Origin of the sequence: Solwaraspora sp. WMMD791, assembly GCF_029581195.1 — a bacterium.
GTDB lineage: Bacteria > Actinomycetota > Actinomycetes > Mycobacteriales > Micromonosporaceae > Micromonospora_E.
Window position 1 is genome coordinate 2,216,528 of the sequence record NZ_CP120737.1, and the last position, 15,511, is coordinate 2,232,038.

10 protein-coding genes are annotated in these 15,511 nt (G+C 72.7%); 2 read left to right on the forward strand and 8 right to left on the reverse strand.

The window, feature by feature from the left end; genetic code table 11:
• Positions 1 to 9 precede the first annotated feature (9 nt).
• From O7623_RS09615 to O7623_RS09635, 5 genes are all read right to left on the reverse strand, one after another.
• Positions 10 to 873, reverse strand: a complete 864-nt coding sequence (locus O7623_RS09615; protein WP_348775136.1) for a hypothetical protein — start codon at positions 871 to 873, stop codon at positions 10 to 12.
• Positions 874 to 969: 96 nt separating this feature from the next.
• Positions 970 to 1,422 carry an SAV_6107 family HEPN domain-containing protein gene (locus O7623_RS09620; protein WP_282228263.1) on the reverse strand — a complete coding sequence of 151 codons (453 nt, stop codon included), beginning with the start codon at positions 1,420 to 1,422 and terminating at the stop codon, positions 970 to 972.
• A gap of 468 nt (positions 1,423 to 1,890) precedes the next feature.
• Positions 1,891 to 2,511: a C39 family peptidase gene (locus O7623_RS09625; protein ID WP_282228264.1), complete on the reverse strand. Its 621-nt coding sequence runs from the start codon at positions 2,509 to 2,511 to the stop codon at positions 1,891 to 1,893.
• A 548-nt stretch (positions 2,512 to 3,059) separates the two neighbouring features.
• Entirely contained in the window at positions 3,060 to 3,905 is an 846-nt protein-coding gene (locus O7623_RS09630) for a hypothetical protein (RefSeq protein ID WP_282228265.1), read from the reverse strand.
• Between the two features lie 180 nt (positions 3,906 to 4,085).
• A complete protein-coding gene (locus O7623_RS09635; protein ID WP_282228266.1) occupies positions 4,086 to 7,538 on the reverse strand; it encodes a hypothetical protein in 3,453 nt (1,150 codons plus the stop codon).
• Between the two features lie 103 nt (positions 7,539 to 7,641).
• Here O7623_RS09635 and O7623_RS09640 point away from each other — a divergent pair, with 103 nt between their 5' ends.
• Positions 7,642 to 8,001, forward strand: coding sequence for a helix-turn-helix transcriptional regulator (locus tag O7623_RS09640; RefSeq protein WP_282228267.1), 360 nt, complete (start codon positions 7,642 to 7,644; stop codon positions 7,999 to 8,001).
• 5 nt (positions 8,002 to 8,006) lie between these two features.
• Positions 8,007 to 10,292, forward strand: a complete 2,286-nt coding sequence (locus O7623_RS09645; protein WP_282228268.1) for a hypothetical protein — start codon at positions 8,007 to 8,009, stop codon at positions 10,290 to 10,292.
• 118 nt (positions 10,293 to 10,410) lie between these two features.
• Here O7623_RS09645 and O7623_RS09650 read toward each other — a convergent pair whose 3' ends face one another.
• The 3 genes from O7623_RS09650 to O7623_RS09660 all read right to left on the reverse strand — a co-directional run bounded on the left by O7623_RS09650 (position 10,411) and on the right by O7623_RS09660 (position 15,262).
• The gene (locus tag O7623_RS09650) at positions 10,411 to 11,031 is read right to left on the reverse strand and encodes a hypothetical protein (RefSeq protein ID WP_282228269.1); all 621 of its coding nucleotides are present in this window, start codon (positions 11,029 to 11,031) and stop codon (positions 10,411 to 10,413) included.
• A 77-nt stretch (positions 11,032 to 11,108) separates the two neighbouring features.
• Positions 11,109 to 11,450, reverse strand: coding sequence for a hypothetical protein (locus tag O7623_RS09655; RefSeq protein ID WP_282228270.1), 342 nt, complete (start codon positions 11,448 to 11,450; stop codon positions 11,109 to 11,111).
• Positions 11,451 to 11,707: 257 nt separating this feature from the next.
• Positions 11,708 to 15,262 carry a ThuA domain-containing protein gene (locus O7623_RS09660; protein ID WP_282228271.1) on the reverse strand — a complete coding sequence of 1,185 codons (3,555 nt, stop codon included), beginning with the start codon at positions 15,260 to 15,262 and terminating at the stop codon, positions 11,708 to 11,710.
• Positions 15,263 to 15,511 lie beyond the last annotated feature (249 nt).

Here is a 15,511-nt window from a genome sequence, read left to right on the forward strand (position 1 = left end):
CGGAGCGGCTCATCCCCGCCGTACCACGGTCAGCTCGGGCCGGCCGGAGCGACGTGGCGGACCGGCCGGGGCCGGCGCGGTGACGTGCGGTGCCGCGGTGACACCCACCACTGGGCCGCCGCCGGGCCGTGGCGACCCGGTGGCGGTGCCGGGCAGCCAGACCCGCACCTGCCGGGGTCGGCTCATCGCACCCCGGCCCCGGGCGGCGATCACCATCTCCCGGCGGCGCAGCCGGCCCCGGCCCGAGCCGAGCCCTTCCCACCGGCCGCGTACCACCTGCAGGGTCACGTCGGCGGCGTCCCACCGGCCGCAGGGCACCAGCACGCAGCCCCGCTGCCGGGCGCGGGCGGCGAGCCGGCCGGTGACCTGCGGTGTCACGGCGGCGGGGGCGGCGACGACCACCACGTCCACGCCGTCGATCAGCGCGGCAACCACCGTCGGCCAGTCCGGGCCGGGGTGCGGGACCAGCGCCAGCCGGTCCAGGGCGATGCCCAGCTCGGCGGCGGCACCCGCGCCCAGCGCCGGCACCCCGACGACGGCGCACCACAGGCCGGCCCGGGAAACCTCGGCGAGCAGGGCCAGCAGCAGGGAGGTGGCACCGAGCCGGGCCGACCGGTGCGGCAGGACGTTGACGGTGGAGCCTCGGCGCAGGCCGCGCCCGGGGAGCAGGCCGGTCAACGCGGCCGGCACCGGCAACGCCCGGTCGATACCGGGGGCCGGCCCGGTGCCAGGTGCCGGCCCGGTGCCAGGTGCCGACGCGGTGTCGGCGGGGTGTGCCGCGACGGCCGCCCCGGCCAGGGCGCTCGCCGGGCGGACCAGCCCGGCGGCGACCGCCGCCAACGCCGCCGTCCCGGCCACCATCCGCCCCGCCATCTCTGCCTCTCCCCCGTGTTCTCGTCCGTACGTGGTACGCGCGCGTCGCCCGCCGCCGGCACCACGGATGCCGGCGGCGGGGAGTCACGCCAGGGGTCAGGCGGCCAGCCCGTCGAGGGCGGGTTGGCTGGCCACTCCGAGGGTGTCTTCGACCAGACAGACGAACTCCGTGGCGGCACGCAGCAGGTCGTCGGCTTCCCGGGCGGTGACCACCCGGGGGATGCCGGCTTCGGCGGCAGCCCGTTTGCTCGCGCCGGCGGCGAAGAAGGTGGCCCACTCGGTCAGCTCGGGGGCGACCATCAACAGCAGGGTCCAGACACTGGTGACCCGGTGGCGGCGGGTCGGTGCCGGCCGGGCGCGGGCGGCGAGCATCGCCGCGGCGGCACGTAGCGCCGCCAGGTGGGCCGCCGCGTAGCGCAGCCCGTCGGGGCGGGTGGCGGTCGCCTCGGTCAGCCCGTGCCGGGCGAGAGCGAGCAGCTGAGCCGGGGTGCGGTTGGGCAGCAGGTGCGCCGGCACCGTGGGTGCCTGCTGGCTCGGGCTGGTCGGCATGGGTCACTCCTCCGCGCGTGTCACCTGTCGGGTGCCCGCCCACGGAGGAAGACGTCGGACGGGGCGTCGCCGGTGCGGATACGGATGCTTCCCCACACCGCATCCGCACCGGCGATGCTGGCGGGGTCCGTTGCCCGCCGCCCGGGGGTCGGGGGCGGCGGGCAACGGTCCTGCCTTGTGGCGCTGGACCCGCGAAAGTCCAGTGCCGGGGTGTGCGGCTCGCGGCGCCGCACTGCCGGGACTCGCGCCGCGAATCGCTCCTCCCGGCTGGTCAGGACGGGGAGCCCGAGGGCGGAACTGTCGCGGACCGGCGGACCCGACCAGCGGCAGCACCTTTGCCGAACACCCGTTTATCGAACACCCGTTCTAACCACTTCTCACAGTACACCCTGCCGCCGACAAAAACGCAACGTCGGACACGCCACTGGCCGGGCCCCCGCAGGGACCCGGCCAGCGCACTGTCACCGATCAGGAGGAGTAGCCACGCGCGGCGACCCAGTCAGCCAGCGCGTCGAGGTCCATCCAGTACTCCTGGCCCTCGAAGTACGGGTCGGCGATCTTCACCGTGTCACCACCGTCGCGGTAACCGGTCACCGTCAGGTAGTGCCCACCCTCGTACGAGTGCGCCACCCCGTCGACGTCGGTCGCCGTACCCATGATGTTCGCAACCACGGCCCGGTCGTCGTCCACGGCCTCACGCACGTCGGCCCGCAGCTTCTCCACGTGCTCCGGCTTGGCGGCGTCCGCGCCGATCGCGGTCGTCTCGTACTCGTCGCCACCGGTCATCTCGTTGAGCACCCGGGTCGTCTCCTCGGCCGAGTCGGTGCCGGCCTCGGTCGTACCCAGCTTGTCCGCCACCTCGTCCTGCGACGGGGCCTTGCCCTGCGCGGTCAGCGCGATCCGCGTCGCCGCCGGGCCGCAGTAGTAGAAGTTCGGCTGCGCCTCGTACTGCACCCGCACCTCACGCGCACCGCCGTCGGCGGCACCCGGGCCAGCGGCCTGCGCCGCCACGGCGGGAGCGGCCACGACACCACCAGCGGTCAGCAGACCGGCAACGGACAGCAGAGACTTACGGAAGATCGTGTTCATAGCAGAATCTCCGTTCCGAGGGGGATGAACCCGACACCAGCCGCACGGGCGATGAACGGGTCACGAACGGGACAGAACAGAACACGTGCCAAAAAGTCGAGAGAGCGACACCGCCGACCTGCGCACACCCGCCGGTCCAGGCGGGGGGCGGTCTCACGGGCGCACCGGATACAACCATCGGGGGGTGCCCGGCATTCCGACGGGGCTGCCCGGCGTTTCGACCGGGCCGGCTTCTGCGCGTCGCGACCATGTACAACCACGTCGACCGGCCGATCATTCCCCAGCCTCACCGGACCGGCCGGTCGGAGCGTCGACCCACCGCACACACGGTCACCGCATGTCACAAAACGCGAACGGGACATCACGCCAGACAATATTCCTCAGAGGAATGATTATTCCTCACAGGAATACCGCTCCACCGCAAGTGCCGGTCCGCCAGAGCGGGCGGACCGGGCGTCGTGCGCTACTCGGTCCAACGCCAGGATCCAACGCCGCCCGGCCGGCCGATGTTCCCCGCGCCCGGGCGCCTCGGACGCCGCCGACCCCGGTCAGTCGCCCGGCTTCTTCCACAGCACGTACTCCAGCTGCAGCGGGCCCTGCTCGCCGTCGACCGACGTGCGCTGGGTGAGCGTGCCGTACCGGCCGTCGCTGGTCCGGATGCAGTAGACCGGAAACAGCCGCCGCCACCGGTTGCCGCTGAACATGCCCTGGACCACCTCCTCGTCGTTCCAGGCCGAATCGGGCAGCGACGAACAGCCGCCGAGGGTGGGCGTACCGTCGTTCCAGTCTGCGGCCTGTGCACCGTTCCGCAGCGCGGCCTGGCCACCGGTCAGCGAGCTCCAGGTGCCGGCGAACCGCGGCTCCACCAGATCCACCGCCGCCGCGAACTGCGGATCCTGGTCCGGGTCGCCGAACCGCCCGGTATCGAGGTCGTAGTGCAGATCGTCACCGGTGAAGACGAGCCGGCCGCCGGCGTGGACGGGTTCACTGGCCAGCGCGTCGGTGATCACGAGCGTGGAGTCGACGGTGGGGTCGGCGGTGATGGTGATCCGGTTCTGTTCGATCTCGGTGACGAACCGCCCGTCCATGTCGAGACGCAGCTTGCGGGTGGTGTCGATGCGGAACAGGCTGACCTGCGGCGTACCGTCGATCGTCTGGTTGATCAACAGGTAGGTGGCGTCCCGGTCGGCCGCCTGCTCGCGGGCCGCCTCCTCGGTGGCGTAGATACCGACCTCGGCGACGATCCGGTACGGGGCCGGCAGCGCCGCCACCGACTCCTTGGCGATCTCGACGACGATCGGCATGACCGCCTCCTCGAAGGCGGCCATCCGTTCGTCGTCGCCGCAGCCGGCGACGGCGGTCACCGTGACGACGGACGCGACGATCCCGGCCACCGTCCGGACCCACCGGCCCGACCCGAGACCTCCGTACGGCCACGATCGTCCCGTTCGCTGCACGCGCACCTACCACCTCTCCGACCACACCGGCACCGACCTGCCGATTCGCTGATCATGGTGAGGTGGCCGCGCAAGGTCAACGCCCGGTCGGGCGCGGCAAGCGGCCGCCCGGTCAGCTCACCGGCCCACCATCGCCATGTCGAAGGCCGCCGACCGGACGTCCGGCACCGGATGGCGGCGCAGCCGGTGCAGTAGCGACCGCCACGGCGGCGACCAGCCGTACCGGTGACCGGCACGGGCGACCGCCACCGCGAACAGCCCGGCCGCCAGGTCGTCCCGGTCGGCGAGCGCCCCGACGACGCCCGTCAGCACCGCCGGTTCCCAGCTGCCCTCGGCGCGGCGGACCTGGTCGGTCAGCGTCTCGGCGAGTCGACCGGCGAGCACCGGACGGTCGGCGACCAGGTCGGCGAGCGCGGCCAGCTCGGCCACGACCGGGGGCGCGGTCGGTGCGGCCAGCGGCACCAGGTGGGCGAACAGCCGGGCCGCCTGCGGGGTCAAATCGGCAAAACCGGCGAGGGTACGCGCGGCGGCCCGCACCGCCGTCCGGTCGGTCTGCGGGTCGGCGTCGCGGCACCAGCGCGTCGCCGCGTCGACGATCCGGTCGAGGCGGCGGCGGGCCGGCCGGTCCCGCGCCGGGTCGCCGGGCCGGTCGTCGGCCCGGTCCAGCCGGGCCAGCGCAGCCACCGCGACCACCAGCGGCGGCCGGTCGATCACCGGCGGCGACCCGTCAGCCGCCGCCGGCGATCCATCGGCCGCCGCCGTCGGTTCGTCGAGCAGCCGGATCACCACCTGCATCGCCGACGCCCACCGGTACGGGTCGTCCAGGTCGGTCAGAGCGGCGACGGTCAACCCGGTCAGGTCGGGTGCCCAGCGGGCCCAGACCGGCAACGCCACCCAGGCCAACCGGGCCGCTTCCGGATCCGGGTTGCCGGTGGCGGCCACGACCAGGGCGGCGTACCGGGGGCGGTCCGGTTCGGCGATGGTCGACGGTGGTGCGTCCAGCAGCGCCGCCACCTCGGCCCGCGACGGTGCCGGCGAGTCGGCTCCGCCAGCGACGCCAGCGCGGCCAGCGACACCAGCCGCGCTGGCCAGGATCGCCCAGCTGGCCGGCACGTCGGGCCGCTGCCGGGCGGCGGCGACGGCGGCGGCCCGCACGTCGGGGTGCTGGTCCACCCGCCGGTACGCCGCGGTGACCACGTCGAACGCCTCCGGCGGGCCGTACCGGGCGAGCAGCCGCAGCGCCTGTTTGCGGCTGGTCACCTTGCCGGTGCCGAGCGCGACGTCGGTCAGCGTGGCGACCAGCGTCGACGGCGCGACGAGCCGGGCGGTCCGGCCGGCCGCGTAGACGGCGACCCGGGCCCGGTCGTCGTCTACGTGCCGCAGCAGCACCGGCAGCGCCTCGTCCGGCCGGTCGGTCCAGGCCAGCGCGGCCAGTGCCGCCTCGGCGATGGTGACGTCCGCCGCGTCGAGGTGCCGGGTGACGACCGCCCAGCCGGCACCGGGCACCGGGGCGGCGGAGCTGATCGCCCGTACCCGATGATGTTTGGCCATGCTCCGGTCGGCGGCGATCGACGCCAGCAGGTCGGCGTACGCCTGCTGGTGGCGGGGCAGCCACCGGGCGACCCGGTGCGCCGGGCCGGGCACCCAGCGGGCACCGGCGGAGAGGAACTTGCCGGTCCGCTGGTCCGCCGGGGTGGTGAACACCTCGTCGAGCAGATCGGTACGGCGGGCGCAGATCGCCTGCCACACCTCGTGGATCTCCACGGTGGACGCGTCGACGGCGAGGACCTCGCCGACCCGGTCGGCCCGGGTCGTCGGGTCGGCCAGCCACAGCGTCACCGCCCGGCGGAACACCGCCGACACCACCCCGGGGTGGATCGCCCGGCGCAGCAGCCGCTGCAGGTGCGGCAGCCGCCAGGCCCGCCGGCCCAGCGACCAGGCGACGGCGAACAGCGGCTCGTACCGGTCCCGGGCCGCCGCGCCCTCGATCCACCGCGCGATCCGGGCGAACAGATCCCGCTCCTGGCCCCGACGCAGCACCTGGTCGAGCCGACCGAGGAAGGGCAACTGCCGGCCGTCGTACAGGGTGTCGAAGGTCTGCATCGCCCAGCCGACCAGCGCCGGGTCGGCCGCGTGCCGGCGCAGCACCTGCCCGGCCACGTCGCCGATCGCGGTCAGGCTGGCCTGGGAGGTGTCCCGGGCAGCCACCGCCTCGGTGACGACGTCGGTCAGCGCCGGCACCGTCGCCGGGGTCAGCAGGCCGACGACCTGCGACAACGCGGTGAGCGCACGGGCCCGTACCGGGTCCTGGTCGTTGCGTAGCCGGCGCAGCTGCTCGACGGCGGCGGCGACGGCCGCCGGGTCGCCGTTGCGGCCGGCAGCGTCCAGCAGCAGCGTGTAGCCGGTGCCCCGGGCGGTGGCGTCCGCGCGTCGGGCCGCCGCGACCAGCGCCGGCTCCGCCTCGGCCCAGGGCAGGAACGCGGTGTACGTCAGCGTCAGGTCCTCGCTGGCCCGGACCCGGTCCAAGCGGAGCATCCGGCGGGCCTCCCGGTGCTGCCAGCGGCGCGGCAGCACGGTCAGCAGCTCGACCGACAGCAGCCGATCGGCGGTGTCCACGTCGACCGTCACCGCGTCGTACAGCTCGCCCCGACGGGCCGGGGCCAGTGCGGCGAGCAGCCGGGCGGAGGCGTGGTCGGTGCCGTGCAGGCGTACGCCGAGCGGCGTCAGGTCGGCCAGGTCGGCGTCGCGCAGCCGGTACAGCAGGCCGGACGGCAGCGTCCGGCCGCGCAGCCAGCCGGCCCGCGCCGGGGCGGTGAGCAGCCGCAGGGTCCGGGCCGGATCCGCGCCGGCCAGTACGCCGTACGCGGTCAGCTCGCCGGGCAGGCGGGTCGTCGGGGCGTACCGCTCCAGCAGGTCGAACACCCGCGTCGGATGCTGCTGCGCGGTGTGCAGCACGGCGTCGTCCCAGTCGCGCCACCAGTCGTCGCGGGCGACGCCGGACCGGCCGGCAAGCTGCGTGTCGGCGAAATCGAGCAGTACGGTGGCGTGCCGACGGGCCAGCGCGGCGCCGTTGGCGACGGTGTACGACAGTTGCGGCAGCAGCCGGGCGACGGTCTCCGGGCCGCAGGCGGGCAGCAGGACCGCGGCCTCGCCGTCGCCGTACCGGGCGCGGACCGGGTCGATCAGCGCGTCGGCCAGGTCGGCGCGGCGGGTCGCGCGCAGCGTCCGGTACGCCGTGCGCCGCAGGTCGGACGGGGCGTCGTGCAGCAGCGCCACCACCTCGGCGGGATCCGCCCAGCCGGAGCGCAGGTACGCGGTGACCGCGACCGCCCGCAGCCGGCGGTCAGGGTCGGTGAACCCGACCCGCACCGCTGCCCGGTCGTCGACGATCACCGCCATGGTGAGACCGAGGAACCGCTGGTAGGCGTCGCCTCGTGCCAGCTCGGCGAGCACGGCGGGCAGGTGCCCGGCGGCGGCCAGTCGGCGGGCGTGCCCGGCCAGGGCGGTCGTCCGGGCGTGGTGGGTCAGCGGGTCGAGGGCGGCGAGCAGTTCGGCGGTGGGGTGCGGCACCGGATGATCGTCTCAGCCGCCGGCAACCGGATATCCGTCAGCGACACATCGGTCGGCGGCGAGCTCTGGACCCCTATGTAGATACCCGAGTATGCTCCTCGGCATGACGCGACCGGTCCAGATCACCACCGGGGTGGCCCGGGTGCTGGCGGCGCTGCTCGACGACTCTGGCACCGGCCGCTACGGCCTGGAGCTGATGCGGGCCACCGGGCAGCCCAGCGGCACCCTCTACCCGATCCTCAACCGACTGCTGGCCGCCGGCTGGGTGCACGCGCAGTGGGAGCAGATCGACCCGGTGGCCGAGGGCCGCCCGGCCCGGCGCTACTACCAGCTCACCCCGGACGGCCTGGTCGCCGCCCGCACCGAGCTGGCCGCGCTGTACGCCACGCTGCGCCCGTACGCCCCCGGGGACGCCGGCCCGGCCACCGGCCGACCCGGCACCGTCACTCCGGAAACCACCTGACCGCCATGCTGAGCTGGCTGGTCCACCAACTGTTCACCGTGGCGGCCCGCCGCTGGCCGGCCGCCGACCGCGCCGAACTGATTCGCGAATGGCTCGCCGAGGCGCACACGCTCCGTAACGAGCCAGGCGTGCCCGCGCCGGCACGGGTCTGGCGGCAGGTCCGGTTCGCGACCAGTCTCGCCTGTGCCAGGCGATCCTCGATCGGTGCCGTCGGCACGGTCCCGGTCGACCACGTGGAGTGGACCGCCCGGCACGTCGTCGCCCTGTTCCTCGCCCCGCTGGCGGCGGCCGTCCTGGCGATCCTCGCCAACGGACCACTATGGATGGCGGCCAGCACCGGCGACCACCTGCCAGCGGCCCTGACCCTGCTGAGCAGCACCGGGCACGTCGTCGCCGGGATCGGCTGCGGCGTACTGCTCGCCGACCGGATACGCCAGCAGCGGGGGGCAGCGGCCAGCGGGCCGTGGTGCGTCGCCGCGACGATCCCGGTGCTGGCCGGGCTGATCGTCGCCGGATCGGCCGTACGCCACCTGGCGATCACCCTCACCGGACCGACGGTCACTGCCGCCGTCACCGGTCCGGCGGGCACCGTCGTGGGCACGGCCGTCATCGCCGGGACGCTGATCCCGTCGACCGTCGTGGTGGCGGCCCTCGCCCGCCGCGCCACCCGGTGGGCGCTCGCCGCCGCCGTACCGGGCACCGCCGCCATCACACTGGCCGCGACCTCGACCGCGACCGCGCTCGTCGCCGGGCCGGCCGGAGCGCAGACACCGTTACCGGTCCCGCCGGGGATCATGCTCGGCGCGGTCGCGCTGTCCCTGACGTACACGGTGCGGGCGGTCCGGCCACGACCGCCGGTGCCGCCGCGACCACGGCCGACCCCGGCACCGCGCCTGCTGGTGGCGACGGTGCCGGTCATCGGTGGCGGACTGCTCGTCGCCTACGGGTTCACCCCGTACGGCTGGTGGGCGACGCTGCCCACACCGGTCGTCGCGGTCGCCACCCTCGCCACGAACGGGTTCTGTTTCGCCGTGGCACGCTGGGTGGTCGTCCGGATCCCGGTGAGCCGGCCCGACCCGATCTGGTCGGAGGTCGTTCCCGATCAGCCGGAGCCGGTCCCGCTGCGCCGGTCCTGGCGGGAGGTCCTCGCCTGGGGCGGGGCGGCGGGCGCGGCGATCGGCTGGGCGGTCACGCTCGCCTACCTGACCCCGAACATCGGGCTGCAGACGCCGTGGCCGCACACCGACGCGGCGCCGGCCGGCTGGGCCGGATGGGACACCTCGACCGGCCGGGTCTGGATGCAGGATCTGCAGATGTACGCCATCTGCTGCGTCGCGGTGTGTCTGGCGGCAGCCGCCGCGTACCGGCGCGCGTCGCTGCTGCCCGCACTGGCCAGCCCGGTCGTGCTGCTCGCCGCGACTGTCGGGGTGATCCGGTCCGGCTGGCACAACCCGGTCGCGCTGCCCTGGCTGGCCGCTGGGGCGCTGCTGCTCATGATCGCGGCATGGTGGGCGACCGAGCGTCTCGCCCCCGCCCGTCGGCGGACCCCGGAACGCGACAGGCTGCTGATCGCGCGGCTCGCCGTGCTGGCCGCGTTCCTGGTCCCGGGCAACTACCTCTACGGCGTTTTTCTCAGCGACGGGCCACCGGTCCCGGTGGCGGCGCTGACCGTGGCCGTCGGCCTGTCGACCGTACTGGCGGTCGTCGCCAGTGCCGCGGTGACCGCGTCCTCGGCGCGGACGTCGATCAGGACGCTGCCCGAGACCACCGCGGCGGCCTGGTCGCTCACGGTCGGTGCCAGCGCGGCCGTGTTCGGTACGGCGCTGTTCAGCGGCGCCACGACGGCGTCGCCGGTCAGCTACGTCCTGCTGGCCGTGGCGCCGGCGCTGACAGTGCCGGCCGCCGTGCTGACCATCGCGGCGATCCGCGCCCCACGATCACGTCGCACGCCCGGCGCGGGCCGCGTGTCCCGGCCTGCCGGCACCGGCCGTCTCCGCCTCGATGTCGTACGCCGCGTCGGGAGCGGCATGGGGCTTGGCGTGGTGCTGCTGACCGGTGGATACGTGGCCCTGATCTGCGGCATCGTCCTCGCGTTCGGGATCGGTCAGCTGCTGCCGTGGCTGGAATACCAGCAGAGCTACGAACCGTTCGGCTATCTGCCCGGTGGGGTCGCGCTCGGTCTGCTGCTGGCCTTTCTCACCCCGTACCTGGTCGAACCGTGGGGAACGTATCCGGCCCGGCCGGCGATGCCGGCGCCGTCACCGGCCGTCGCCCACTCGTCAGGGTCGTGATCCACTTCGCGCTGTCGAACGGCGGCCCGGCGTGTCGAGTCGATCAGCCGAAGTTGATCACCATCGTCAGTGCCGGAGGGCGGCACCGGGCGCTGGTCGCGAGCGCCACCATGGCTGATCATTTCAGCCCGCTTGTGAGTCGAGCGACCAGCCGGCGCGACACCGTCCAGCGGGCGAGCAGATGAAAGCTGGAAATCGTTGTGACGGCCACCAGGAGGCCGGACATCGTCACCGTCATCGTCCAACGGCCTGCACTGCGGTCGGCAGGTAGCGGGCCGTACCATCCGCGTGGGTCCACCTGCATGGTCAACTGGTCACCGTCGCGGCGTACCCCGATGTCGTGTCGGTACTGCCAGCCGAGGTCCACTCCGGTGTCCAACCGCGACAGCCGGTACCGCTCGGTTTCGCTGCCGCGCCAGGTGTCGGTCACGACGACCGGTGTCCGTTCACCCGCGAGGTGCAGATAGACCGGGCCGAGCCCGACGAAGACCGCCCAGCCGAGCAGTACGACAGCCACGAGCGCGACCCGTGACGGCGCCGAAGCCCGAGGGCGAACGGCCCGGACGATGAGCAGTCCCAGCCCCAGACTGCCGCCGACGAGAGCGGCACCGAGATAGATTCCCCAGTACTGGCCATTGTGGTACAGCGAGCCGCTGTAGACGCAGAGGAGCAGCCAGCCGAGCACAGCGGCAACGGCGCTCGTCCGCTGGGCGACAGCCCGCCATCCGATCGCTCGCATCCGGGACACCCGGCCGACGGTAACGCCCGCCCGCATCCCTGCCGCCGCGCCGCACCACGGGCTTGATCCACTTCGCGTCAATAGACAGCGGTACGGTGTGTCGCGTCGATGAGCCGAAGTGGATCAACGCGGCTATCCGGCCGCGCAGCGACAGCCGTGCCGAGGTCTTGAATCCGCTGCCGGATCTCGGCGATCGGCACGGACAGGTCGACCGGGTGTACGTCGACCCGGATTCCGGAACCGGTCAACTGGTAGCTGCCGGACATCGGACCACCGGCGGCGTACACCAGATGGCCGCGGCTCAGCCTATATGTCGTGCAGTACGCCAGCATCTGGTAGACGTCGGCGTTCGGCGGACGGCCCGGCCCGGCGGCCTCACCAGGCTTGCCCCACGCGGTCGACTGTCGCTGAGCGCGCACCCGGCCGCCGTACCGCGACTCGCACCGAATTGCGACATCAACGATCGACGCCGATCAGCAAGTTCGCACGTAGGGTGGATCAGGCTCGTCCGGCAGCTGCCCAGCCGGCCTTGAGCAGGCTCGGCCGGTGCCCCGACCAGAAGCGGTGTAGCTGCACCCAATCGACCGAGCGCACCGTCACCGGCGGCCGTGGGACCGTTCTACGCCGAGACGGAGCTGCGCGGCACCAGCAGGTGGTGCCGCGCAGCCCTCGTTGATCAGCTGGCGGTGCAGCTCAGCGACGACACGCTGTTCGCGCCGTTGCCGGAGCCGATGAAGCCGAACGTCGTACTGGCGCTGGCGCCGAGCGACCCGTTGTAGGAAACGTTGCGGGCGGTCACGTTGGCACCACTCGACGTAACGGTGGCGCTCCAGGACTGGGTGACGGTCTGTCCCCCGGTGAACGTCCAGGTGACCGTCCAGCCGCTGATCGACGTGGATCCGGCGGTGACCCGTACCTCACCTTGGAAGCCACCCTGCCATTGACCCGTCACCGAGTACGTCGCCGCACACGACCGGCCGGTGGGCGGCGGCGTGGTCGGCGGCGCGGTGGTGGGCGGTGCCGTGGTCGGCGGCGCGGTCGTGGGCGGTGCCGTGGTCGGCGGCGCGGTCGTGGGCGGTGCCGTGGTCGGCGGCGCGGTCGTGGGCGGTGCCGTGGTCGGCGGTGCGGTCGTGGGCGGCGGTGTCGTACCACCACTGCGGAAAGTGAACTCGTCGACGTCGAACAGGTAGCTGGAGCCGCCGGTGAAGACGAGGAACAGGTTGTGCGTACCGGCCGGTGGGCTGACCGTGCCGGTGACGGTGGTCCAGGTCTCCCAGCTTCCGGTGGGGCTGACCGTCGCCGTACCGATGACGGGTCCCGACGCCGAGCCGGTCCGCAGCGAGATGGTACCGCCGGAGCCGGCGGAGGCGACCCGCGCGGTGAACGACGTGGCCCCGGCCAGGTTGTACGGGGTGAACGAGATCCAGTCGCCGTTCTCGATGTAGCCGACCGCGCTGCCCCCGTTGGCGGAGGCCTTCTCCACGAGGGTGGTGCCCTGCTGGCCGCCGTAGTGCTCGGCCTGGCGGGTCCGGGGCTGCATGACCGTCTGCGTCGAGGTCACCGGGATGGTCGCGCCCACCGGGGTGTACTCGGCGACCATGACACCGAAGATGTTCGCGTTCGGGTCGTGTTCGCCGTCGACGGTGGTCTGCAGGGTGCCGGAGCAGCCGGTGGCGCTGGTGATGCCGTGGCCATGGCTGTCGTGCCCGAGCAGGTAGTTGACCTTCACCCGGCTGCAGTCGATGGTCGCCGCGTTCGGGTCGGTGACCGTGACCTGGAACGGAATGGCGTCACCGAAGTCGAACAGCCGGCCGTTGGTCGGTAGGTCGAGGGTGACCGTCGGCCGGCCCACCCCGATCACCACGCTCGCGGTGGCGCTGCGGCCGGTGCTGTCGCGCACCGTTAGCGTCGCCGTGAACTCGCCGTTGCTGGTGTACGTGTACGACGGGTTCGGCTGCGTCGAGTCGGTGCTGCCGTCCGTGGTGAAGTCCCACGCGTACGTGATGGCGTCGCCGTCCGGGTCGCTGGTCCCGGCCGAGCTGAACTGTACGGTCAACGGCGCGTTGCCGCTGGTCGGGTTGGCGGTCGCGAGCACGGTCGGGGCCCGGCCGCCACCGGAGTTGTACTCGATGCGGTACACCGCCGAGCTGGCGTCGCCGCTGCCCCAGCCGGTGCCGTAGTCGAGTACGTAGAGTGCACCCTCCGGCCCGAACTCCAGGTCCATCACCTGGGTGCCGGTGTAGGCCGGGAACGGTTCGATCGCGCCGACCCCGCCGGAGCCGGTGACGGTGACGGCTTTGATCCACCGTCGGCCGAACTCGCCGATGAACACCTTGCCGTTCATCGACGCCGGGAACTTCACGTCGGAGGCGAGCGAGGCGTCGTAGTTGTAGACCACGGCGTCCATCGGAGACAGGCTGCCGCAGCACAGCTCCGGCGGATTCTGCTCGCCGCCGTACGGCAGCCAGGCCCGCTGGGACGGGGGCAGTTGGGTGATGCCGGAGTTGTTCGGGGAGTTGTTCACCGGGCCGCCGGAGCAGTTGAACGGTGCACCGGATGGGCCGGACGGGAACGTGTAGTCGATGTACGGGGTGTTGTAGTTCGAGCAGTACGGCCAGCCGTAGAAACCGGGCTGGGCGATGCGTTCGAACGCGACATGGTTCGCCGGCCCTCGGTTGGGGTTGGCGGTGCCGGCGTCCGGGCCGTACTCGCCGAGGTAGACGATGCCGGTCGCCTTGTCGACGGACATCTTGAACGGGTTGCGGAAGCCCATCGCGTAGATCTCGGGCTTGGTCCTGGCCGTGCCGGCGGGGAACATGTTGCCGGCCGGGATGGTGTAGCCGCCGTTGGCGCCAGGCCGGATCCGCAGCACCTTGCCCCGCAGGTCGTTGCTGTTGCCGGCGGTACGCTGCGCGTCGTACGCCGGGTTGCGGTTCGGCCTTTCGTCGATCGGCGTGTAGCCACTGGAGTCGAACGGGTTCGTGTCGTCGCCGGTCGACAGGTAGAGGTTCCCGGCGGCGTCGAAGTCGATGTCACCGCCGACGTGGCAGCACATGCCCCGGCTGGTCGGGACCTCGAGGATCGTCACCTCCGACGCCCGGTCAAGGGTATGGTCGGCGTTGACGGTGAAGCGGGCCAGCCGGTTGTAGCCGTTGAACGGGGCGAACTGTGCCGCCGAACCGGTCGCCGGTGCGTCGCCGCCGGGGGTGTTCAGTGGCGGCGAGTAGTACACGTACACCCAGCGGTTGGTGGCGAAGTTCGGGTCGGCCTCGATGCTCTGCAGTCCTTCTTCGTCGTGCGTGTAGACCGGGATGGTAAGTGCCACCTTGGTGTTGCCGGCCGCGTCGGTGTAGCGGATGGTGCCTTCCCGGGAGGTGTGCAGCACTCCCCGGTTGGGCAGCACGGTCATGCCCATCGGTTCACCGACCTCGGCCACCCCCTTGGCCAGGGTGATCTGGCTGTAGCCGGCCGGTGTCTGGCTGGTCGAGCAGTTGCCCGTGCCCTGCGCGGCGTAGCGGATGCCGCCCAGCACGTGGCTGCGGAAGTTGGCGTCGCTGAAGCTCTCGTTGGTGTGGCCCATTCCGGTGTACCAGGATCGGCCGCCGTCGTAGTTTCGACACCACGCGATCGGGTGGTCGCTGCCCATCGTGCCACCGGTGTAGGTGCTCTCGTCGACGGTGGCCAGGATCCGGTTCTGCGCCCGAGGGTTGGTCCGGTAGTTGTACCACTCGTCGTACCGGTTCCACGCGGTCGGCAGCCCGGCGGTCGAGGGGTGGGAGCTGTCCTCGATCCGTACGGTCGCGTTCTGGTTCGCGGGGTGGCTGGAGAAGTAGGCGCCGACCAGGTTGCCGTACCACGACCAGTTGTGTTCGGTGTCGGCCGCCGCGTGGACGCCGGCGAATCCACCGCCGGACCGGATGTAGCTCTCGAACGCCGACTGCTGGCTGGCGTTGAGCACGTCCCCGGTGGTGGACAGCCAGATGACCGCCTGGAACCGGGACAGGTTGGCGGTGGTGAACTGGCCGGCGTCCTCGGTGGTCTCGACGGTGAAGTTGTGCTGGTTGCCGAGTTGCTGGATCGCGACGATGCCGGCTGGGATCGAGTCGTGCCGGAATCCGGCGGTCTTGCTGAAGACCAGGACGGTGAAGTCCGCCTGGGCCTGGGCCGGCACGGCGCTGAAGCCGACGGTGGCCAACACCATGACCAGGCAGAGGGCCAATCTTCGGAACATGATTCGGGGGCTCGCTTTCTGTCGTGAACCTGCGGACAGGCGTGCGCCGAATCACGCCGCGATGGGATCGACAGGAGCGGGGGCGCCGGCTGGCGGTGCATCGAGCCACGCGCCGGTAGCGGGCGGGCTCGCCGGGCGACCCTGCTCACCTTCGTCTGCGCGAACGCGGTGCCGGCTCCCAGGTCACCGCGCTGCGATCGAAGGTCGTCGTTGCGACTCTACGGGAGCCACAAAATGGAAGTCAATGAA

Bases quoted from the DNA above. Each gene is read 5' to 3' on its own strand.
- O7623_RS09615 (WP_348775136.1), bottom strand. From the start codon at position 873: ATGGCGGGGCGGATGGTGGCCGGGACGGCGGCGTTGGCGGCGGTCGCC.
- O7623_RS09640 (WP_282228267.1), top strand. From the start codon at position 7,642: ATGACGCGACCGGTCCAGATCACCACCGGGGTGGCCCGGGTGCTGGCG.
- O7623_RS09620 (WP_282228263.1), bottom strand. From the start codon at position 1,422: ATGCCGACCAGCCCGAGCCAGCAGGCACCCACGGTGCCGGCGCACCTG.
- O7623_RS09660 (WP_282228271.1), bottom strand. From the start codon at position 15,262: ATGTTCCGAAGATTGGCCCTCTGCCTGGTCATGGTGTTGGCCACCGTC.
- O7623_RS09650 (WP_282228269.1), bottom strand. From the start codon at position 11,031: ATGCGAGCGATCGGATGGCGGGCTGTCGCCCAGCGGACGAGCGCCGTT.
- O7623_RS09645 (WP_282228268.1), top strand. From the start codon at position 8,007: ATGCTGAGCTGGCTGGTCCACCAACTGTTCACCGTGGCGGCCCGCCGC.
- O7623_RS09625 (WP_282228264.1), bottom strand. From the start codon at position 2,511: ATGAACACGATCTTCCGTAAGTCTCTGCTGTCCGTTGCCGGTCTGCTG.